The organism is Mycolicibacterium gilvum (genome assembly GCF_900454025.1).
Taxonomy (GTDB): Bacteria; Actinomycetota; Actinomycetes; order Mycobacteriales; family Mycobacteriaceae; genus Mycobacterium; species Mycobacterium gilvum.
Genome location: NZ_UGQM01000001.1, coordinates 4,836,675 through 4,856,042, shown reverse-complemented (window position 1 = coordinate 4,856,042; position 19,368 = coordinate 4,836,675). Strand labels below are relative to the sequence as shown.

Below are 19,368 nucleotides of genomic sequence, written 5' to 3'. Positions count from 1 at the left end.
GCGGCTTACTGCCTCATATGAGACGCGCCGCCGATGTACCAGCACTGACCGTTGATCCACTCGGCCTCATCGGAGAGTAGGAACGCGGTGATCGACGCGAGGTCGGAGGGACGACCGACCCGGGTGGTACGGGCGGCGGCGACGAACATCTCGCGCAGCGGTTCCAGGTTCGCCTTCTCCTGGGTCTCACCCCAGACCAGGCCGGGCATGACGCAGTTGCTGCGAATACCCTTGGCCCCGTAGTTGTTCGCGACGTGGCGGGTCAGTTGATTCACCGCCGCCTTGGAGGCGTTGTAAGCGACGTGCATCGGGTCGGTGCCCAGCGAGCCGCCCGACGATGTGTTCACGATGCTGCCGGATCCCTGTTCGAGCAGATGCGGTAGCACTGCGCGGATCGTGCGCACATATCCCAGCAGGTTGATGTCGAGGGTGCGCTGCCAGATGTCGAGACCGGTGTCGAGGATGGTCAGGTCGCTGCCGTTGGTCTCGGGGGATAGGTCCGCGCCGACGTTGAAAAGTCCGTCCACAGAACCGAACTCGGTGATCGTGTGCTCCACCAACTGCCGGACCGAGGATTCGTCAGCCAGGTCGAACTCCACGGCGATGGCGCGGGCCCCGACAGCGCACAACTTCTCTGCCGTCGCCGTCGCGGCGGCAATGGCGATGTCACCCACCACCACGTTCGCGCCCTCGTCGGCGAGCCGCTTCGCGGTACCCGCACCGATTCCGGTGGCTCCGCCCGCGATGATGAAGGTCTTTCCGGTGAGGCCCCGCACGGCTAGGTTTCGATCTGCTCGAGCGGGCTCGAGCGCTCGAGCATGCCGTAGGCCTCTTCGCCGTCCCAGCGGTACCGCACTCCGGCCTGTTGCAGCGCTGGGAATTTCGGGTTCTCCTTCTTCATCTCCCGCACGGAATAGGTGTCGTCGTCGTGGTGGATGTCGTGCGTGGAGTACACCGTTTCGCCTTCGATGTGCACGGTGCCGTCGGCGGTCTCCAAGGTCAGTGAGACGTCTTCGCCCAGTGCCTGCAGACGCTTCAGCCACGGTGCCTCGACGACGCGCGCTGCGATGAGGCCGCCGTCACCGGTGAAGATGTAACCCTCGTTGAATGTCGGTTGCCCGTCCGGTCGCGGCGGGTACGCGATGTACCCGAACGCCTTCCCGCTGGGAAAGACCGCTGATTGCCAGGCGTGCCCCCAGAATTGGGCGAGGCGGCGTACGCCCTGCCGCCGGATCCGCAGACCGGTGCCGGTGAAGGACTCGGTCTCCCCGGCGATCGTGACCGATCCCGTGGCGCGATAGAGCTGTTCGTACCGTGGCCCGCCCATGAGCTCGCCCTCGACGGAAGTGCCGATCCGTTCCGCGGCATCGGGTTGCAGGGCGCCCTGAACCCAGGGTGGCACGGCCATCCTGGCTTCGACGAAGAACGAGACATCCACGAGGGGGCCGTCAGACCTTCCGGTGACCAGATCCGCCGACGACGTCGCCACGGCCTTCCCCTCGTAGGTCATGGTCCAGGCGTCGAACGGTGTGACGCACCGGAAGGCCAGTCCGCCCGCACCGAGGACTGTCGGCGTGCCGTCGGGTCCCTGCGGCGCCAGCGACGGTCCCGCGCCGCGCAGTCGATAGACCCGCCCGTCCGGGAACGCGATGTTGATCTGGATCTCGTGATTGTCCCAATTGGCCGCCACCGCCTCGATCCCGATGCGCGGCAGGCCGATTCGGCCTCGGTCGTCCACGGTCCAGAAGCTCACCGAGTCACGCATCTCGGGATCGTCGGGGCACTCCGCAAAGACGAACTCGCGGCGCGGGTCGATGCCACCGGTCAGATCGACGGGCATGTCAGGTCCTCGCAGTCGGTGTGTCGTGGGCGGTCCACTGTGCGGCGTGCTCGACGTAGTCCGCGAAAAGCGGGCGCACCGCGTCGAGGTCGAGCCCGAACTCCGCCGCATCGGCGTGCGAGCTGGGCTCCCGTTCGGTTGCCGCTTGCGCCCACCAACTCTGCATCCGGCCGGCGAACTCGTCGCTGACCGGTGCTCTCAACCACGAGTACAGTCCGGTGACCTCCCCGACGGGGTCGGACTGCATCGCGCGGAAGTCGATGTCGTAGAACCGATCACCGGTTGCGGCGGCGCGGAATTCGACCGTCCGTGCCATGCCCAGCGACCAGTGCTCGACGTTGAGTCTGCCGATGGAGGGACGGTCGAGATCGTCGGTGAACGACGCGATGATGTCGGCGTAGAGATCGGCGACGGACAGGATCACATCCGTCGGATCGCGATGGGTCATCACGTATCGCGCGTCGGGGAAAGCGGCGTCGACCGCGTCCAACCACAACACGTGGGACGGGCACTTCAACCGCCAGGGCCGTTCGGGCTCACCCCACTGGAGCAGTTTCAGCACCCGCTTCTCGTAGGCCAGTGTCGATCGCATGTCTGCGTGCTCGATCAGCCACTCCGAATAGCCGGGGACGTGAGCGAACGACTGGAAGAGGTGCGACGCGAAGTTCAGCGCCATCAACTCGTGGCATTCCATCGGGCCGTGGGTGGATGTCGGCACGTGATACCGCGTGCCGATCATCTCTCCCTTGGGGTCATCCGGGATGCGGGGGTCGGCGCCCTCGACGCTGGACGGTGGCGGGCACGGTTGGCTGGACTCCCACTTACGCAGATAGCGCACGTCGGGGTCCTGGGCCAGAAGGGCGGACAACGCCGTGGATCCCGTGCGCGGCAGCCCGATTCCGATCAGCGGGGCGGCGATCGGCACGTCGTCGATCTCGGGGTGTCGCCGGTACCAGTCCTCGACCTGCAGGCGCTGTGCCAGGTAACCGGTGATGCGGGGATAGAGGAACCCTTCGCCGCGGGCGTTGAGCTTCGCCTCTCGGGCCAGCGACGCCAACAGGATCTCCAACCCTTCGCGGTAGGAGTCGTCGCCGAAGTCGTCCAGGCCGGTCTGCGCGACGGCGGCATCCTGAATGTCGTTGACAGTGGCCATCGTCAGCCCATCCACTGCCCGCCGGCGACATCGATGGTCTGGCCGCACATGTAGCTGGCCGCCTCGGATGCCAGGAACGCCACCATGTTCGCGGCCTCCTCCGGAAGTGATGCGCGGCCGAGTTGCACCTGATGGGTGATGGACTCGATGATCGCCGCACGGCCGGCCCGCTGTTGATCGTCCTGCGGATCGAACAGGTACTGCTTCATCTGCTCCTTGATCATGATGCCGGGTGCGACGCAGAAGACGTTGACACCCCGTGGCGCGACCTCGTGGGCGAGGTTACGGGTGAATCCGATGACCCCGGACTTGCAGGCGTTGTAGACGGTCAAGCCGCGCTGCTGCACGCGGCCGCCCACCGATCCGATGTTGATGATCACCCCGGAGCCCTGCGGCAGCAGGTATTCGAGCGCGGCATGCGCGCCGTACATCATCATCGTGAGGCTTCCGAGCACCGTGAGGTCTATCTGTTCTTTGGTCTGCTTCTCGAAAGGGCCGGCGGCCACCATGACGGGATTGTTGATCATGATGTCGAGCCGGCCGAGCTTGTCGTGCGCTTCGGCCACGCCGCGGTGGATCTGATCCCATTTCGACATGTCTGCCTGGACGGGGTAGGTGTTGACACCCCACCGCTGCGCGATCTCCGCGGCCCGTCGCTCCAGCGGTTCGCGGGTTCGCCCGACGAGCGCGATGTCGGCGCCGGAACCGGCCAGCCGATTGGCGATCGCGTGACCGAGGCCGTCGCCTCCCGCACCGGTGACGAACGCCTTTTTCCCGCTCAGGTCCATCAGTTCGGTGACCCGCTTGCCGACGATGTGGTGCGGCAGTCGGTCGAGATTGAGTGCTGCGATGGCCTCGGCATCGTTGTGGGTCGTCATCGACGTCCTTTTCGTGGAGGGGCTCTCAGGCGAGACTAGGTCGGGATCCGGTGTGGGAGGTAATACCGATTTCGCAGCTCAGCCATACTCGAATTCGATGGCTGTTACCGTGTCGGAGCGATGGACACGCATCGGTTGAAGTACTTCCTGCGGATCGCCGAAGAAGGGTCGATCACCCGGGCCGCGAGTCTGCTGGGAATGGCTCAACCGGCATTGAGTCGTCAATTGCAGTTGCTCGAGGAGGATCTCGGGGTCGCCCTGTTCCGGCGGAACCGTCGCGGTGTCGAGCTCACCGACGCCGGTGAGCGTCTGCGATCTTCGACCGCCGCGCCACTGCGCCAATTGGAGCTGGCCGTCCAGTACGCGGCCTCCCCGCTGGCCCGCCTCAAACGCGCGATGCTCATCGGTATTCCTGAGAGCGCGATCGACGTGCTCGCCGCGCCGCTGATGACACGACTCGGCTCGGCCTTTCCCGACGCTCAGTTCGCCGTGACCGTCGGCAGCACCGATCATCTCGTCGAGGCGATGCTCAAGGGTTCGGTGGACATCGCGCTCATCAACCCGGTTCCCGACGACCGCGTCTTCTACCGGGAGATCCTGACCGAGGAGTTCGTCCTCGTGGGTGGACCTGACTCTCCACTTGAGCCCGAAAAGCCGCTCCAGTTCGCCGATCTCGTCGAACTGCCCCTGGTGGTGCCACGTTCGACGACGGGGTTGGGTCAGGCGCTCTACAACGCGGCGCTGCGCGCGAAGGTCACCATCGATTACCGGATCACCACCGACTCCACGCGAGTGATGGTGTGCCTCATCGAATCCGGCCTCGCCTACGGTGTGCTGCCGCTGTCGGCGTGCGGCCGCGAGTTCGCGGAGTCGCGGCTCAGATACTCCCGGATCTGTGAACCCGTGCTGACCCAGCAGCTCGGGGTGGCCGCAACCGAGCAGCTCGATCTTCCGCGGGAGCTCGTCGTCAAGGTCGGTAATGCGCTGCGCGAGGAGATCGCCGCGCTCATCAGGTCCGGCTCGTGGAGGGCCGATCTGTTGTCGCCCGAGCCGTGGAGTCCGAGGCGGGTGTGAGGGGGCCGAATTTGTCGGTGGTCGAATGTATGTGGCGCTCCTAGTGTTCTAGTGGGCGCGTTTCTGCTGTTCAGCAGTGTTTTCGGTTGGTGCGGTGAGGGTTTCGGCGTGTCAGCGCCGAGATGAAGGACGCGCACGTGGTCGAACCTCTAGGTTTCGGGGTTACCACACCAACCTCAACCGCGAGGACGACCCACGTGCGCGTCAGTACTGCATTTAACCGTCTGTTGGCGATCCCGGGGGCATCGGTGACCGATGTCGTCATCGGTGAACGTGATGTCGAAGTGGTCAAGTCCAGGGACGTGGTGTACGACGTCGTCGTGTGATTCTTCGAGGTGATGGTTCAGGCGGTCAGTGTCGCCGGGGTGGCCTCCTGTTCGGTCGGGGTGTCGTTGACTGTGCGTGATTTGCTCAGGACGTCGAGGCCGAGGTAGCGCCGGGATTCGGCCCATTCGTCGTGTTGTTCGGCCAGGACGGCTCCGACGAGGCGGATGAGGGCGTTGCGGTCGGGGAAGATACCGACGACGTCGGTGCGCCGGCGGATTTCCTTGTTGAGCCGTTCCTGGGGATTGTTGGACCAGATCTGGCGCCAGATCTGTTTGGGAAACGCCGTGAACGCCAGCAGATCCGGCCGTGCCGCTTCGAGGTGATCGGCGACCGTAGGTAGCTTGTCGTCCAGGGCGTCGATGATCCGGTCATATTGTGCAGCAACGGATTCAGCATCAGGCTGGTCGAACACAGAGTGCAGCAGGGTGCGCACCCAGGGCCACGACGACTTCGGGGTCACCGCCATCAGGTTGGTCGTGTAGTGGGTTCTGCAGCGCTGCCACGTCGCACCGGGCAGCGTGGCGCCGATCGCGGCGACAAGCCCGGCATGGGCGTCGCTGGTGACCAGTTTGGACCCCCGACAGGCCGCGGGCGGTCAGAGCCCGCCAGAACGTTAGCCAGCCGGCGCCGTCCTCGGCGGTGGTGACATCGATGCCGAGGATTTCGCGGTAGCCCTCGGCGTTGACCCCGACCGCGATCAGCGCGTGCACGTTGACGACCCGGCCGCCCTCGCGGACCTTGAGCACCAGGGCGTCGGCAGCGACGAACGTATACGGGCCGGCATCGAGCGGTCGGGTGCGGAAGGCCTCGACGGCGGCGTCGAGCTCTTTGGCCATCACCGACACCTGCGACTTCGACAGGCTGGTGATGCCGAGGGTTTCGACGAGCTTGTCCATCCGCCGCGTCGAGACACCGAGTAGGTAGCAGGTGGCGACCACGGTGGTCAGGGCCCGCTCGGCGCGTTTGCGGCGTTCCAGCAGCCAGTCCGGGAAGTAGGAGCCCTGGCGCAGCTTCGGGATCGCGAGATCTAATGTGCCTGCGCGGGTGTCGAATTGGCGGTGCCGGTAGCCGTTGCGGGAGTTGGTCCGCTCGGTGCTGCGTTCGCCGTAGCTGGCGCCGCACAGGGCGTCGGCTTCGGCACCCATCAGGGTGTGGATGAACGTGGCGAGCAGCTCGCGCAGCACGTCGGGATGTGTGGTGGTGAGTCGTTCGGCCAGCACGGTGGGCAGGTCGATATTCTGGGCAACGGTCATCGCGTGGTTCCTTTGCTCGAGTGACTTTGACGGGTCCCTCGAAGAATCACGCGATGACCCTCAATCAGTCGGCTACGACACGCCGGTACCGCTAATCAGGTCCGACTCATACACCACTCTGCTGGACGCAACCGTCGAAGTAACCCTGCGCCCTACTGCCCGTCTCTTGACCTGCCCGTGCGGCAAACGCCAGCCCAGCGTCTATGACCGCCGTCGCCGACGCTGGCGCCACCTCGATCTCGGGGTCAAGCGGTTATGGCTGGTTAATGAGATCCGCCGCCTGAATTGCCCGGACTGCGGGGTCATCACCGAAGCGGTGCCTTGGGCGCGGCCCGGATCCAGGTTCACCCGCGACTTCGAAGACATGGTGCTGTGGTTGGCCCAACGCAGCGACCGCACCACCGTCTCGACACTGATGCGCTGCGCCTGGGAATCGGTCACCGCGATCATCAACCGCGGCGTCGCCGAACTGCTCGACAAGCGGCGCCTGCAGACGCTGTATCGGATCGGTGTCGACGAGATCTGCTACCGACACCCGCACCGCTATCTGACCATCATCGGCGACCACGATACCGGCACCGTCGTCAACATCCGACCCGGCCGCAGCGAGCAATCCTTGACTGATTTCTATACAGCTCAACCTGATTCGATGCTCAAGCAGATCCAAGCCGTCAGCATGGACGTCAGCAAGCCCTATATCGGCGCCACTCGCTCGAAGGTGCCCGAGGCGATCATCTGTTTTGACGGCTTCCACATCATGCGATGGATCAACCGCGCCCTCGACGCCGTCTTCTCCGAGGCGGCAGCCGGCCCCGACAAAGTCCACATGTCCTCAGCGCAATGGCGCACCACCCGATGGGCGCTACGCACCGGCGAGAACAGACTCACCGACACCAAACGCGAACTGGTCAACCAGATCGCCAAGCAGAATCGACGAGTCGGACGAGCATGGGCCCTCAAGGAACAGGCCCGCGATCTCTACCGCTACGACCACCAACCCGGCGTCGCCCGTGCACTGCTCAAGGCCTGGATCACCGCTGCCAAACGCTGCCGCATCCCCGCATTCGTCGCGCTCGGCAAACGACTCGCGGTCTACTTCGATGGCATCCTGGCCGCCATCGAACTCGGCATCTCCAACGCTCTCGCCGAGAGTATCAACGCCAAGATCCGCCTCATCAACGCACGCGGCTACGGCCACCACACCGCCGAAACACTCACCTCGATGATCTACCTCTGCCTCGGCGGACTGCAGGTGAAACTACCCACGAGAACCTGAGTAGCCGCATGTATGTTCGAGGAATGTCGGGTGGGGACCTGCAGACGAGGATCGCCGTGTTGCGGGCGGCGTTCGACGAGGTCGCCGCGTGTGAGATCGAGCTGCTGACCCGGCCCGATCTTGTCGCGGCGCTCGATGAGCTCGAAGAACTGTCGTGTCAGCTGCCCGCCGTGGGACATCGGCTGTTGGCGCGGTTGCAGGCCGAGGGGACCCCGCAGCAGATGGGCGCCAAGAACTGGAGCGAGGTGTTGCGGGTGCGGTGGCGCATCTCGGGATCAGAAGCCCACCGCCGGCTGACCGATGCGGCGCTGTTGGCGCCGCGCCCGTCGCTGACGGGTCCGGCGTTGCCGCCGCAGTTGGCGGCGACCGCGATCGCCCAGGCCCGCGGGTTGATCAACGCCGAGCATGTCGCGGTCATCCGCAAAGCGGTCAAGAAACTCCCGGGCTGGGTCGATGTCGCGACCCGCGAGCAGTTCGAGGTCAACCTGGTCCGCACCGCGGTCGGTCACGGACCGAAGGAACTCAACGATGCTGCCGACCGGATGCTGTTTCTGCTGGATCAGGACGGGCCCGAGCCCGATGATGCGGAGCGGGGCCGCAAGCGTGGCGTCTCGATCGGACGACAGGGCGCCGAGGCGATGAGCGCGCTCACCGGGCAGCTGACCCCAGAAGCTCGCGCGGTGTGGGAGGCGATTTTCGCCAAGTACGCCGCACCGGGCATGTGCAATCCCGACGATGAGCGACCGTGCACGTCGGGAACCCCGAGCCAGGCGCAGATCGACGGGGATCACCGCAGTCTGGCGCAGCGTCAGCACGACGCCCTGCTGGCCGTCGGGCGGATCGCGCTGATGAGCGGCGAGCTCGGACAACTCAACGGGTTACCGGTGTCGGTGATCATCCGCACCACCCTGCAAGACCTGGAATCCCGGGCCGGGATCGGCGTGAGCGGCGGCGGGACGAAACTCCCGATCCGCGACGTGATCCGGATGGCCGGCCACGCCAATCACTACCTCGCCGTCTTCGACCGCGCGACCGGCTCCGCGCTGGATCTGTTCCGCACCCGACGTGTCGCGTCCCCGGCGCAACGGGTCATGCTGATCGCCCGCGACGGAGGCTGCACGAAGCCGTGCTGCACCGTCGGGGCCTACGGCTGCCAGGTTCATCACGCCGAGGCCGATTACGCCCACGGCGGGAACACCAACATCGATGAACTCGGCCTGGCCTGCGGGCCTGACAACCGCTCGGTCACCGACGGCGGCTGGACCACCCGGATGAACGACCGCTGCGAGGTGGAATGGATCCCGCCACCCGGCCTGGATACCGGCCAGGCCCGGGTCAACACCTACCACCGCCCCGAACGCCTCCTACGCCCCGAAGACCCGGAACCGCTGGGCGACAACGACTCCCAGGCATCGCGACCCGCCGACGATCCCGGCGAACCCGGCGGACCCGCACCACCCGAAGGTGAGGCGGCCTGAGGTCGCCCGCCTGATACGTTCTGGCGGGCGCCCCGCAGGAGGCCTCCGCGACTAGACAACCGAAGCCGCGAGCGCTTCCTGTAGACCGCGGGTCGCCAGCACGTCGGCGAGCTCGTTGTCGGCGACGCCGGAGTGCCCTTTCACCCAGAACCACTCGACTTCGTGTCGCGCACATGCCGATTGAAGCCGACGCCAGAGGTCGGCGTTCTTGACGGGCTGCTTGGCCGCGGTCATCCAGCCGTTGCGTTCCCAGCCGAGCACCCACTTCGTGATGCCATTGCGGACATAGGTGCTGTCCGTATAGAGATGCACCGACACCGGCCGGGTGAGTGCTTCGAGCGCCATGATCGGCGCGGTCAACTCCATCCGGTTGTTGCTCGTCTGGGCCGGCTCGCCGCCACACATCTCGCGCACGTGATGACGCTGTCGCAACACCGCCCCCCAACCACCGGGTCCGGGATTGGGTCGGCATCCTCCGTCGGTGTGAATGACCACGACGTCGCTCATGAGCCGAGAATAGGCAACCGGTGTCGACCGCGGCTCATCGGCTCGCCGAGATGAACGCCGTCCGGACCGACATACCGAGCTCCCGATGCCGCAGCGTCGTGATCCGGCGGCCCGGCTGCACCGCATCCTTGACCGGTGCTGTGCGGTCTCCGAAGAAAGCCGCCGTGACATCGATGTCGGCAACGGTGAACGTGATTCCCCACAATGACGACGGACCGTCGCCGGCAGCGCCGGGTGCGCCCACGACCTCGACGATCACCTCACCGAACCGGAAGAAGATCTGCCGGATCGCCCGGCCGCCCATCTCGGCGTCCCGCTCCCGGCGCGGGTCGACGCCTATCGCGGACAGAGCTCGAACCGTGCGATCCAGATTCGGCGACATCAGCACGACGTGGTCGATGGCGGCGACGCCGTTGGGATGGTTGGCGACGGAACGGGCAGCGGCGGGCGACCGCGACGTCGGCACGCCGTCGATGTCAGCGGGTGCACTCGCGGGTCCACTCAACGACCAGCCGATCATGTCGTTGCCGTCGCCTCGCAATCGAATGCCGACGCTGCCGACCGCACAGACGGCGCCGTCCACCTCGAACCCGGCGTGCGCCCAGGACTGCGGAGAATCACCGACGTCGAGTCCGGTGAGGGCTACCGCGGCCGTCACGCTGTGAAGACGTCGATCGGCTTCCCGATTGCCAGCATCACCAACGGGATTCGTCGGCTCGTCGACTGCTGATAGGTGATGTACGGCGGGTAGAGATGGGTCATGAACTCCCAGACCGCGTGACGTTCCTCGTCATCGGGTTCGCGCCAGGTGGCCTCGAAGGCTTCGGTCGCTATCTGGACGTCCACGGTGTCGCTCGCTCGGATGTTGCGGTACCACTCGGGGTGGGTGTCCGCACCGCCCTTGGAAGCCACGACGACCAGCTCGCCGCCGACGTTGCCGTAGATCAGCGGCTTGATGTAGGTCCTCCCCGACGTCCTGCCCTGTACCCGGAGCAGGCAGTGGGTGGTGAAGGCGCGCCCGCCGGCCTGTTCCAGATTCAGCAGGTGTCCGCGGGCACCGCCGGAGCTCAGGTAGGTCGCCAGATGCTGGTCTGCCCAGTCCCCGCGGTTGTCTTCGGTCGCCTCGGCAACGGCGTCGCCCATCGGACATCCCCTTCGTCATCTCCTGATACGGAGATTCCGACTGTAGTGCCGATCGGGGACTCAGTCGTCCTTGTCGTCCTTGTCGCCGTTCTTCTCATCGTCGGTGTTGTCGTCCTCGTTCTTGGCGTCGCGGTCCTTCTCGTCCGTCGTGCCCTCATCGGACTTCTTGTCGTCCTTCTTGTCGGACGTGTCGTCGTCGTCCTTGGACGCACCGCCCCCGAGCTCGAGCACCGCCCAATGGCTCGGCGACAGATACACCGACCACTCGTCCTTCTTGCGGCCCAGCTTCAGGACACCGTCGTCGATCTCCCACACGGTGTCGTCGTCGTGCTGGGACTCTTGACCATCGGAATAGGTGAGTTTGAATGCCATGCTGCTGAATGCCCGCAAGGACTCGGCGTTAATCGCCGCGTAACTCGGGAAGAATCTCGTCATGACCTTCTCCAGCCGCAACGGCACACGTGGTGCGCGGCAACCGGGTAATGGATTCCTGCCGCGGCTCATCAACACGTGGGCTGCCAAGCGCGCGCGTGCCGGCAAGACGTTCTTCGGCGGCACCCTCGCGCTGGTACTGACCACCGTCGGCAGCAGGACGGGAATCGAACGCAGCACCCCGGTCACGTACTTTCCCGGCGAGGACGGAACGTGGCTGATCGTCGCATCGGCGGCGGGCGCGGCGAAGAACCCGTCCTGGTACTACAACCTGGCCGCGAATCCGGACCGGGTCCGGATCGAACTCGACGGGCACACCTATGACGTGGTGGCCGAGCAGCTTCACGGTGACGCGCGGGCCCGAGCATGGCGCCGCATTTCCCGAAAGTCGAAACTCTTCGCGAACTACCAGGCCAAGACCGACCGCCAACTGCCGATCATCAGGCTGTCGCCCCGCTAGCGCTTCTGGAGCACCACCGAGACGGTGAGGACGACCAGGCCCGCCAGCGCCAGCACCGCGCCGGCACCGGCGGGAGCGGTGTAGCCGTACCCGGCGGCGATGACGAGGCCGCCGACCCAGGCACCCGTCGCGTTGCCGATGTTGAGTGCGGAATGATTCAGTGCGGCCGCCAGTGTCTGCGCGTCATGCGCGACGTCCATCAGACGTGTCTGCAGCGCGGGGCCGACCGCGGAGCCGGTCAGGCCGATACCGAAGAGCGCCAGCAGCGCGGTCCAGGGGTTGTGCGATGCGGCGACGAAGAGCGTCAACATGGCGCACAACGCTCCCATCGACAGGTACAGCGCCCGCACGACCGAACGGTCGGCCAACCGCCCGCCGACGAGGTTGCCGAAGAACATGCCGAGCCCGAACACCATGAGCGCCACCGGGACCAGAGCCCGGGGCATCCCGGCGACGTCGGTCATCGTGGTGGCGATGTAGGTGTACACCGCGAACATGCCGCCGAAGCCGATCATCCCGACGGCCAGCGCCAACCACACCTGCGGCCGGCGTAGCGCACCGAGTTCGGTGAGCGGACTGGTGGAACGCATCAGCCGCAGCTGGACCGGTAGCCAGAGCGCCAGCGCCGTCAGGGTGAGCACTCCGACCGCGACGACGAGTCCGAAGGCTGCGCGCCAGCCCAGCGATTGGCCGAGCCAGGATGCCACCGGTACCCCGAGCACCGTGGCCACCGTCAGTCCGGTCAGCACGTGCGCGACGGCCTTGGCGCGGTGCTGCGGCCCCATCAGATGGGCGGCGACGAGTGCCGCGACGCCGAAGTACGCACCGTGCGGCAGACCCGCCAGGAATCGCGCGCCGACGAGCGTTTCGTATGACGACGCCAGCATGCTCGCCAGGTTGCCGAGGGTGAACACCGCCATCAGCGCCAGCAGCAGCGTGCGCCGCGCCATCCGGGCGGTGATCGCGGCGATCAGCGGCGCGCCGACCACGACGCCGAGGGCATAGGCCGAGATGACATGCCCCGCAACCGGTTCCGACACATCGAAGCTGCGTGCGATGTCGGGCAGCAGTCCCATCGCCACGAATTCGGTGGTGCCGATGCCGAACCCGCCCAGCGCCAGGGCCAGAACGGCGAGTCGGCGCACGACCGGATCGGGCGCCGCCACGGACGCGCCCGGAGTGGACTGCTGGTCGACCGCCGCGCTCACAGCGCAAACCGCGGCGGCACCTCGAAAGAACTCACGCGTCAACGGTAGGGACCAATTACGTATTCATCAATCTCACTTCTGTACTTCAAATGCATAAGGTGCGCCGAGTTATGCTCTGGATGTGTCGTCACCGAGGACCGCGGTTCCCACCTCTGTGGGAGACATCTACGCCCTCATCAGGGCGAAGCGCGGGTTGACGCGCTCTGAGGTCGGCGCCCTCTCGGGTCTGTCCCGGACCGCGGTGAACGCCAGGGTGAGTGAGCTCACGTCGCGTGGGCTGGTGGTCGAAGACCAGCACGCACCGTCCACGGGGGGTCGGCCCGCCGCGGTGCTGCGCTTCAATGCCGCGGCCGGCATCGTGCTGACCGCGGCGGTCGGCGGGAGCCGGACCAGGCTCGGCGTGTGCGACCTGGCCGGCGACGCGCTGGCGACGGCAGACATCGACCAGGAACCCGGCCAGGGTCCGGCGAGTTTGATGCCCGACATCGTCGGGCGCCTCGATCTCCTGCTGAGCGAGGCCGACCGTCGGGACGCCCGGATCTTCGGGGTCGGGCTCAGCCTTCCCGGCACCGTCGATCCGGTGCGCGGCACCAGCATCGACACGCCGGTGCTCAGCGGGTGGGACGGTGCACCGCTGTTCCCGTATTTTCGCGATCTCACCCCCGCGCCCGTCGTGCTCGGAAACGACGCCAACGTGATCGCGCTCGCCGAATGGCGCGAAGGTGCCGGGCGGGCATTCGACGACCTGCTCGTCATCAAGGCCTCGACCGGTCTCGGCGCCGGCATCATCCTCGGCGGTGTGCTGCAGGTGGGCTCGATCCGGGCTGCGGGGGAGTTCGGGCACAACAAGACCGCGGCCGCCGCAGGCCGGGCCTGCCGGTGCGGGGACGTCGGCTGTCTGGAGACCGTCGCAGGCGGGTGGGCGCTGGTGCGCGCGCTCCGCGAGGACGGTCGGACGGTGCAAAACCTGCGCGACGTGGTCGCGCTGGCTCACACCGGAGATGCTCTGGCCCGCAGGCTGATCCGCGACAGCGGCCGGCATGTCGGCAAAGTGCTCGCCGCGGCGGTCAACCTTCTCAACCCGGCGGCGCTGGTCGTCGCCGGAGACGTCGCCGGGGCGTACGACATCTTCGTCGCCGGGCTGCGGGAAACGTTGTACGGCAACGCGACCGCGCTGGCCACCAAGAATCTCGACGTCCTCCCCGCGGCTCTCGGCGACAGGAGTGGAGGCATCGGAAGCGCGACCATGGTGCTCGACGAGGTGCTGGGCCCGCGCGCGGTCGACGCACTGGTCACAACTTCGTAAGGGTCGCGCAGGGCCCCGGCGCCGTGCGGGCGGGGTACTAATGGTGCGGTGAGCGACGAGCAGGTGGTTCTTCTCGATCCCGACGGCAGCAGCGTGGGCACGGCCGCGAAGTCCACGGTGCACCACGGTGACACCCCCCTACACCTCGGTTTCTCGTGCTACCTGTTCGATTCGTCGGGGCGCGTGCTGCTGACGCGTCGGGCGCTCGGCAAGAAGACCTGGCCCGGGGTGTGGACGAACTCCTTCTGCGGCCACCCCGCCCCGGGTGAGGACGTCACCGACGCCGTGCACCGACGCGCCGGGCGCGAACTGGGAGCCGCGCTGGCCGACGTCGTGTGCGTACTGCCCGACTTCCGCTACTGGGCGCGTGCCGCCGACGGTACGGTCGAGAACGAGATCTGCCCGGTGTTCTGTGCGCTGATCGACGGGACCGTGTCCCCGGCCCCGGACGAGGTGATGGACCTGGAGTGGGTGGAATGGAGCGACCTGCGCTCGGCCGCCGCGCTGCGGTGGGCTATCAGTCCGTGGGCGCAGAGCCAGGTGCCGCTGCTGGAGGCTGCCGGTCTCCCCGGGTGGGCTCGGGTAGCGGTCTGAGCAGATCGGCGGCTCCGGACGCCTTCTGCTCCCGCACGGTCTGCAGGCGCTCGGCGTACACCAGGTCGTCGCGCCACAGTCGGTTCGCGGCGTGCCGCATGAACGGCGTGATCATCGGCGCCACCCGCATCGCGCGCGCGAACCCGGGACGGTCGGAATGGGCGACGACAGCCTCCGTCACCGTGGCGCGCGGCCTGCCGTCGCGGTCGTAACCCTGTGGCGTCGCGTGCGTTTCGACCACGCTGCCGGTGCCTTCGCCGTCGACGATGCGCATGACCAGGGTGCGCGGCTCGGGGCTGGTGAACTCGGCGATCACCGGCACGCCGAGGCGGCCGATGCGGAACGTGACCGCCACCAGGAAGCGGTCGAGCTCCTCAGGGATGTCGCCGTCCTCGCCGGGTGCGGACAACACCTCGAGCTTGGTGAACGAGTACGGGTGAAACCAGCCGCCGTGCCACGGATCCATCCGATTGGCGATGATGTCGACGGCCTCACACGCCCCGTGCAGCGTCGTCACCGCAGCGATCGTCGGGGCCTCGGGCCGAACCGGCACGATCGGCGCCTCGGTCGGGGCCTCACCGCCGATGCGGTCGAGCCGCGCCCAGACGAGCACGCCGTCGTCGAACGTCGGAACCGACGGCCAGTCGGGGCGCGAGCGACCGGTCAGTCGCAGCCCGTGCCACGGGCACACCAGCTGGCCGCGGTCGACGGTGCCGGTGCACAGGTCCGCTCCCAGATGCGGGCAGCTCGCCGGGCCGGCGTGCACCTCGCCGTCGGCGCCACGCCAGCACACCAGTTCCGCTCCCGCCACGGTCGCGCCGACGGGCTTGGCGCCGACGTCCGCGCCCGCAGCGATGACGTACCAGTTGCCGCTGGGCCGGGCCTGGCTGCGGGCCAGCGCGGCCTCGATCAGCTGCGGGGACGCCTGCCCCACCGTGGGGGACTGACGGGCCCAGGCGGTGCGCGGCAGGACTTCGAACGGCCAGGCCTTCTTCACCGAGTGGGTGAGGCGACCCAGAGCGCTCATCGCATCCCTCGGCTCTTCGCGCGAGCGCTCATCGCATCCCTCGGCTCTTCGCGCGAGCGCTCATCGCATCCCTCGGCTCTTCGCGCAAGCGCTCATCGCAAGACCCGCCTTTCCACGCGGTTGGCCAGATGCCGCAGGACCGGCGAGCGGCCGCGCACCGGAACCGTATACATATCGTGCCCTGTGACGCCGAAATGGGCGAGCAGTGAATTGGCGGCGGCGATACCGGTCGTGGCGGCGCGTTCCATCAGGGCAACCGGCAGGTCGATGCGAATGCCGTCACCGGCCAGCGCGAGCCCCGGATGGGGGGTCCGCACCGTGGGCCGCTGGGCGAAATCCCCGGGTGCCAGCCGCGGGCAGTCGTTGCGGCACAGCGTCTTCTCCCCGACGATCGTCGCGTCCACCGTCTCGGGATACAAGTCGTGCAACCGCGAGATCAGGGCTCGGCGCAGTTCGGGGCTGTCCTGGTCGACCGAATACGCATGCAGTTCGACGACCGAGCCGCCGGTGCGTGCGCACCAGTCGCGGGCCTCGTGCTCATAACGCTCCAGCACGCTGATGTTGTCCAGCGGCGGCAGGCCGCCGGTGCCCAGGAAGGCGGGCCGGTCGCCGCGCACCGGACGGTCCAACCACAGGCGCTGCACCACGAACGGCAGTGCGGTTCCCATGCGGTGGATCTTCTCGCGCCATTCCGGATCGCCGAGTGACTCCGACGACGAGACGATGGACTGCAATGCCGACACGTCGGTGGCGAGGACGACGCCGTCGACCTCGTTCTCGTCACCCGCACCGTCGGTGACGATGAAGCTGTTCTGCGACGTCGCCGTCACGCTGTCGACCGCGGTGCCGGTGTGGACGTGGGCGCCCAGGCGCTCCAGGTAGGAGGCGAGCGGATTCCACAGCGCCACATCGAAATTCGAGGTGGCCACGTCGAACACCAGTCCCTCGCTGGATCCGAGGAAGTAGATGTGGAACATGGTGGCCAGTTCTGCCGCCGACAGCGCGGCGGGTCGGGTGAAGAAGCTGCGGGAGAACACCTCGAAGGCCAGATGCCGTGCGGCGTCGGGGAAGTTGATGTCCCGCAGAAACGACTCGGCATCCTGGTCGTCGAGTTCGTCGTAGGTGCCCGGGACCGAGACCGCGGCCAGCGGAGCGGCCGCACGCGCGTCGAGCCTGATCAGGTCGCGCACCCGGAAGGTGGGACTGCGCAACGCGAACGCCATCGCGTTGAACGGTGGTGTGCGGGGCAGTCCGCGGAACGTGTCCCGCCTGCCGAGCGCGTCGACGAGCGGATAGTCGGTCAGCGGGCTGAGCATCGACAGGGACGGGTCGATGCGGCTCAGGATGCCGCGCAGGTTGTAGTACTGGCGGAAGAAGGCGTGAAAGCCCCGGTTCATGGCGACGGTGGTGCCGTCGTCGAGCGTGTCCTGCCATCCTCCGACGCGCCCGCCCAGGTAGCTCTGCCGCTCGTAGAGCCGCACCGCGACACCGCGCTCGGCCAGCGAGGTGGCCGCGGCGAGGCCGGCGATGCCGCCGCCGATGACCGCCGCCTTCGGCTGCGCACCGAGCGCAGAGGCGCTGGGCAGGGCTGCGGCGGCGGGATGCAGAACCCGTCGCGGATCGTTCACTGTGGCGTCCTCCCGAGGAACGTGTGCACGATGTCGTGCTGCCAACCGGACATGGTGTGGCTCGTGACGTCGACGAAGCCGTTGCGCTGCAGACGGTTACGGAACTCCGCGGCGCCGTCGAACTCGTTGACGCTGCGTTTGAGGTACCGGTACAGCTCGGCGTCTCCCGAGCGCAGCCTGCCCGCCGGGATGATGACGGCCGAGCTGACCAGGTTCCACAGCGCGGTCGCGGTCCTGGAGTCACGCACCGAGTACTCGTGGGCGGCGAACACACCGCCGGGCCGCAGCAGCGCACGCAACTCCTGAAGGACGCCGTCGCGGTCGGCGACATTGCGGATCAGGTACGCCGCGAGGATGCCGTCGAACGGGCCGGTCACCCCGTTCACCGCGAGATCTTCGACCCTGCTGTGTACGAAGCGGACGTTGGGCGGCCACCGCTTCGCGCGGGCCTGGGCGAGCATGCCTGCCGAGCCGTCGACCGCGACGATCTCGGCGTGCGGCGCGGCACGCAGCAGCGCGGCGGTCGATGCTCCTGTGCCGCAACCGATGTCGAGCAGAAGGAGCCCGCGCCCCCCGTCGGGCAGCCCCATCCGCCGGGCCGACAGGCGTAGGTGCTTGTGATAGCCGGGGTTCGCGCCGACGAGGCCGTCGTAGGCGTCGGCGCCGGCGTCGAAAGCGTCCGGGACGTCGTAGGTCGCCACGGATCACACCGCCGCGGGCGGGTCGGCACGGCGTGCAGGAGAAGTCGACACGATGTCCATGGACACCGAGTATGGCCGCTGCGAGGCCGCCGCCGGCGGCATCGGACAAACGAGCGTTCCGTCGATGTCAGGCCCCCCGGTGCCGGAAGCGGGCCCGTGCGGCGCGGGCCAGTCCCGCGGAGGCGACCTGCAGGCGGCGTGCCGTCGAGACGGTGGCGCGCTGGGCGAACACGGCGAAGTCGATCTCCTCGATCCGGTCGAGGATCTCCGAGTACAGCGTCAGCGCGGCTCCCACACACGGCCGGGAATGCGGATGCAGCATCGCGATCCCGCGTTCGGCCTGCACGTAGATGCGCCGCGTCAGCGCGTGCTGCTCGACCAGTGCGGCCCGCAGCCGGCGATCGGTACGGCGGTTGCGCTGGCACCATGTCAGCACCTCGCGGTCCACGCCGTGCGCGGCGAGCTCGTCGGCGGGCAGGTAGACCCGGCCACGGGTCAGGTCCTCGTCGATGTCGCGCAGGAAGTTCGTCAGCTGGAACGCTTTGCCCAGCGCCGCGGCGTACGGCGCCGCCTCCTCACGCGGCACCACGGTGCCGAGCACCGGCAGCATCTGCAGGCCGATCACCTCGGCCGAGCCGTACATGTAGCGGTCGAGCGCCGCACGGTCGGGATAGTCGGTGATCGTCAGATCCATCCGCATCGACGCCAGGAAGTCGTCGAACAGCTGCCAGTCGATCCGGTAGTGCCGGGCGGTGTCCTCGACCGCGTCGAGCACGGGATCGTTGCCGGAGTGCTGCTTCTCCACCAGCCGGGTGAACAGCGCGGTGGCCAGATTCTGCAGCTCGTCGGCGCGGGCCGCGACGGAGCGATCGTCGAAGCTGTCGAGCACGTCGTCGGCGCGGCGGGCGAAGCCGTAGAGCGCGTGCACCGCGGGCCGCTGTGCCGGCGTCAGCAGCCGGGTGGCGAGGAAGAAGGTCTTACCGTGCTGGGCGTTGAGGCGTCGGCACTCCCGGTAGGCCTGCCGCAGATCCTTGTCCCGCACCCCGGCGGCATCCAATTCTGAGCCGATCATCGTTGCGCCCC

Annotated in this window: 20 protein-coding genes and 1 pseudogene; 7 read left to right on the top strand and 14 right to left on the bottom strand. The window is 67.5% G+C overall.

Annotated features, from left to right (window positions below):
• Positions 1 to 5 precede the first annotated feature (5 nt).
• Genes DYE23_RS22775 through DYE23_RS22760 form a run of 4 tightly spaced genes read right to left on the bottom strand, consistent with a single transcriptional unit; the run spans position 6 to position 3,871 of the window.
• The gene (locus DYE23_RS22775) at positions 6 to 776 is read right to left on the bottom strand and encodes an SDR family NAD(P)-dependent oxidoreductase (protein WP_115328247.1); all 771 of its coding nucleotides are present in this window, start codon (positions 774 to 776) and stop codon (positions 6 to 8) included.
• A 2-nt stretch (positions 777 to 778) separates the two neighbouring features.
• The gene (locus DYE23_RS22770; RefSeq protein WP_011892721.1) at positions 779 to 1,840 is read right to left on the bottom strand and encodes a DUF7064 domain-containing protein; all 1,062 of its coding nucleotides are present in this window, start codon (positions 1,838 to 1,840) and stop codon (positions 779 to 781) included.
• A 1-nt stretch (position 1,841) separates the two neighbouring features.
• A complete protein-coding gene (locus tag DYE23_RS22765) occupies positions 1,842 to 2,993 on the bottom strand; it encodes a sulfotransferase family protein (RefSeq protein WP_115328246.1) in 1,152 nt (383 codons plus the stop codon).
• Between the two features lie 2 nt (positions 2,994 to 2,995).
• A complete protein-coding gene (locus tag DYE23_RS22760) occupies positions 2,996 to 3,871 on the bottom strand; it encodes an SDR family NAD(P)-dependent oxidoreductase (protein WP_115328245.1) in 876 nt (291 codons plus the stop codon).
• A gap of 120 nt (positions 3,872 to 3,991) precedes the next feature.
• On the opposite strand from DYE23_RS22760, the gene DYE23_RS22755 reads away from it, so the two are divergent.
• Together DYE23_RS22755 and DYE23_RS31780 are read left to right on the top strand one after the other, a co-directional pair.
• Positions 3,992 to 4,945, top strand: a complete 954-nt coding sequence (locus DYE23_RS22755) for a LysR family transcriptional regulator (RefSeq protein ID WP_115328244.1) — start codon at positions 3,992 to 3,994, stop codon at positions 4,943 to 4,945.
• A gap of 197 nt (positions 4,946 to 5,142) precedes the next feature.
• Positions 5,143 to 5,271, top strand: a complete 129-nt coding sequence (locus DYE23_RS31780) for a hypothetical protein (RefSeq protein ID WP_272940052.1) — start codon at positions 5,143 to 5,145, stop codon at positions 5,269 to 5,271.
• A 17-nt stretch (positions 5,272 to 5,288) separates the two neighbouring features.
• Here the strand turns inward: DYE23_RS31780 and DYE23_RS22745 are convergent.
• Positions 5,289 to 6,525, bottom strand: a pseudogene (locus DYE23_RS22745) (IS256 family transposase).
• Positions 6,526 to 6,619: 94 nt separating this feature from the next.
• Here DYE23_RS22745 and DYE23_RS22740 point away from each other — a divergent pair.
• Positions 6,620 to 7,801 carry an ISL3 family transposase gene (locus DYE23_RS22740; RefSeq protein ID WP_435404807.1) on the top strand — a complete coding sequence of 394 codons (1,182 nt, stop codon included), beginning with the start codon at positions 6,620 to 6,622 and terminating at the stop codon, positions 7,799 to 7,801.
• A gap of 8 nt (positions 7,802 to 7,809) precedes the next feature.
• Positions 7,810 to 9,279 carry an HNH endonuclease signature motif containing protein gene (locus tag DYE23_RS22735; RefSeq protein ID WP_115328243.1) on the top strand — a complete coding sequence of 490 codons (1,470 nt, stop codon included), beginning with the start codon at positions 7,810 to 7,812 and terminating at the stop codon, positions 9,277 to 9,279.
• Between the two features lie 51 nt (positions 9,280 to 9,330).
• Here DYE23_RS22735 and rnhA read toward each other — a convergent pair whose 3' ends face one another.
• The 4 genes from rnhA to DYE23_RS22715 are packed head-to-tail and all read right to left on the bottom strand — an operon-like array spanning position 9,331 to position 11,364.
• Positions 9,331 to 9,786 carry a ribonuclease HI gene (gene rnhA / locus DYE23_RS22730; RefSeq protein WP_011892727.1) on the bottom strand — a complete coding sequence of 152 codons (456 nt, stop codon included), beginning with the start codon at positions 9,784 to 9,786 and terminating at the stop codon, positions 9,331 to 9,333.
• 34 nt (positions 9,787 to 9,820) lie between these two features.
• Entirely contained in the window at positions 9,821 to 10,444 is a 624-nt protein-coding gene (locus tag DYE23_RS22725; protein ID WP_115328242.1) for a VOC family protein, read from the bottom strand.
• Positions 10,441 to 10,929: a nitroreductase/quinone reductase family protein gene (locus tag DYE23_RS22720; protein WP_115328241.1), complete on the bottom strand. Its 489-nt coding sequence runs from the start codon at positions 10,927 to 10,929 to the stop codon at positions 10,441 to 10,443. The genes DYE23_RS22725 and DYE23_RS22720 overlap by 4 nt, the downstream gene beginning before the upstream one ends.
• A 60-nt stretch (positions 10,930 to 10,989) precedes the next feature.
• The gene (locus DYE23_RS22715) at positions 10,990 to 11,364 is read right to left on the bottom strand and encodes a hypothetical protein (protein ID WP_235660479.1); all 375 of its coding nucleotides are present in this window, start codon (positions 11,362 to 11,364) and stop codon (positions 10,990 to 10,992) included.
• Between DYE23_RS22715 and DYE23_RS22710 the strand changes: the two genes are divergently transcribed.
• Complete coding sequence (locus DYE23_RS22710; protein WP_115328239.1) at positions 11,363 to 11,821, top strand: nitroreductase/quinone reductase family protein; 459 nt, start codon at positions 11,363 to 11,365, stop codon at positions 11,819 to 11,821. The two genes, DYE23_RS22715 and DYE23_RS22710, sit on opposite strands and share 2 nt — an antisense overlap.
• Here DYE23_RS22710 and DYE23_RS22705 read toward each other — a convergent pair.
• A complete protein-coding gene (locus DYE23_RS22705) occupies positions 11,818 to 13,029 on the bottom strand; it encodes an MFS transporter (protein WP_011892731.1) in 1,212 nt (403 codons plus the stop codon). The genes DYE23_RS22710 and DYE23_RS22705 overlap by 4 nt on opposite strands.
• 121 nt (positions 13,030 to 13,150) lie before the next feature.
• Between DYE23_RS22705 and DYE23_RS22700 the strand changes: the two genes are divergently transcribed.
• Complete coding sequence (locus DYE23_RS22700) at positions 13,151 to 14,335, top strand: ROK family transcriptional regulator (RefSeq protein WP_115328238.1); 1,185 nt, start codon at positions 13,151 to 13,153, stop codon at positions 14,333 to 14,335.
• Between the two features lie 48 nt (positions 14,336 to 14,383).
• On the top strand, positions 14,384 to 14,929 hold the full coding sequence (gene idi, locus DYE23_RS22695; RefSeq protein ID WP_011892733.1) for an isopentenyl-diphosphate Delta-isomerase: 546 nt from the start codon (positions 14,384 to 14,386) through the stop codon (positions 14,927 to 14,929).
• Here the strand turns inward: idi and DYE23_RS22690 are convergent.
• The 4 genes from DYE23_RS22690 to DYE23_RS22675 all read right to left on the bottom strand — a co-directional run bounded on the left by DYE23_RS22690 (position 14,853) and on the right by DYE23_RS22675 (position 19,357).
• A complete protein-coding gene (locus DYE23_RS22690) occupies positions 14,853 to 15,956 on the bottom strand; it encodes a DUF5914 domain-containing protein (protein WP_115328237.1) in 1,104 nt (367 codons plus the stop codon). The two genes, idi and DYE23_RS22690, sit on opposite strands and share 77 nt — an antisense overlap.
• 92 nt (positions 15,957 to 16,048) lie before the next feature.
• Complete coding sequence (locus tag DYE23_RS22685; protein ID WP_011892735.1) at positions 16,049 to 17,584, bottom strand: FAD-dependent oxidoreductase; 1,536 nt, start codon at positions 17,582 to 17,584, stop codon at positions 16,049 to 16,051.
• Positions 17,581 to 18,285, bottom strand: a complete 705-nt coding sequence (locus tag DYE23_RS22680) for a class I SAM-dependent methyltransferase (RefSeq protein WP_115328236.1) — start codon at positions 18,283 to 18,285, stop codon at positions 17,581 to 17,583. Before DYE23_RS22680 ends, DYE23_RS22685 begins: the two co-directional genes overlap by 4 nt.
• Before the next feature lie 127 nt (positions 18,286 to 18,412).
• Entirely contained in the window at positions 18,413 to 19,357 is a 945-nt protein-coding gene (locus DYE23_RS22675; RefSeq protein ID WP_115328235.1) for a phytoene/squalene synthase family protein, read from the bottom strand.
• Positions 19,358 to 19,368 lie beyond the last annotated feature (11 nt).

Coding starts and splice junctions, on each gene's coding strand:
- DYE23_RS22770 (WP_011892721.1), bottom strand. CDS start 1,840: ATGCCCGTCGATCTGACCGGTGGCATCGACCCGCGCCGCGAGTTCGTC.
- DYE23_RS22765 (WP_115328246.1), bottom strand. CDS start 2,993: ATGGCCACTGTCAACGACATTCAGGATGCCGCCGTCGCGCAGACCGGC.
- DYE23_RS22760 (WP_115328245.1), bottom strand. CDS start 3,871: ATGACGACCCACAACGATGCCGAGGCCATCGCAGCACTCAATCTCGAC.
- DYE23_RS22755 (WP_115328244.1), top strand. CDS start 3,992: ATGGACACGCATCGGTTGAAGTACTTCCTGCGGATCGCCGAAGAAGGG.
- DYE23_RS22735 (WP_115328243.1), top strand. CDS start 7,810: ATGTATGTTCGAGGAATGTCGGGTGGGGACCTGCAGACGAGGATCGCC.
- rnhA (WP_011892727.1), bottom strand. CDS start 9,786: ATGAGCGACGTCGTGGTCATTCACACCGACGGAGGATGCCGACCCAAT.
- DYE23_RS22720 (WP_115328241.1), bottom strand. CDS start 10,929: ATGGGCGACGCCGTTGCCGAGGCGACCGAAGACAACCGCGGGGACTGG.
- DYE23_RS22710 (WP_115328239.1), top strand. CDS start 11,363: ATGACCTTCTCCAGCCGCAACGGCACACGTGGTGCGCGGCAACCGGGT.
- DYE23_RS22715 (WP_235660479.1), bottom strand. CDS start 11,364: ATGACGAGATTCTTCCCGAGTTACGCGGCGATTAACGCCGAGTCCTTG.
- DYE23_RS22690 (WP_115328237.1), bottom strand. CDS start 15,956: ATGAGCGCTCTGGGTCGCCTCACCCACTCGGTGAAGAAGGCCTGGCCG.
- DYE23_RS22675 (WP_115328235.1), bottom strand. CDS start 19,357: ATGATCGGCTCAGAATTGGATGCCGCCGGGGTGCGGGACAAGGATCTG.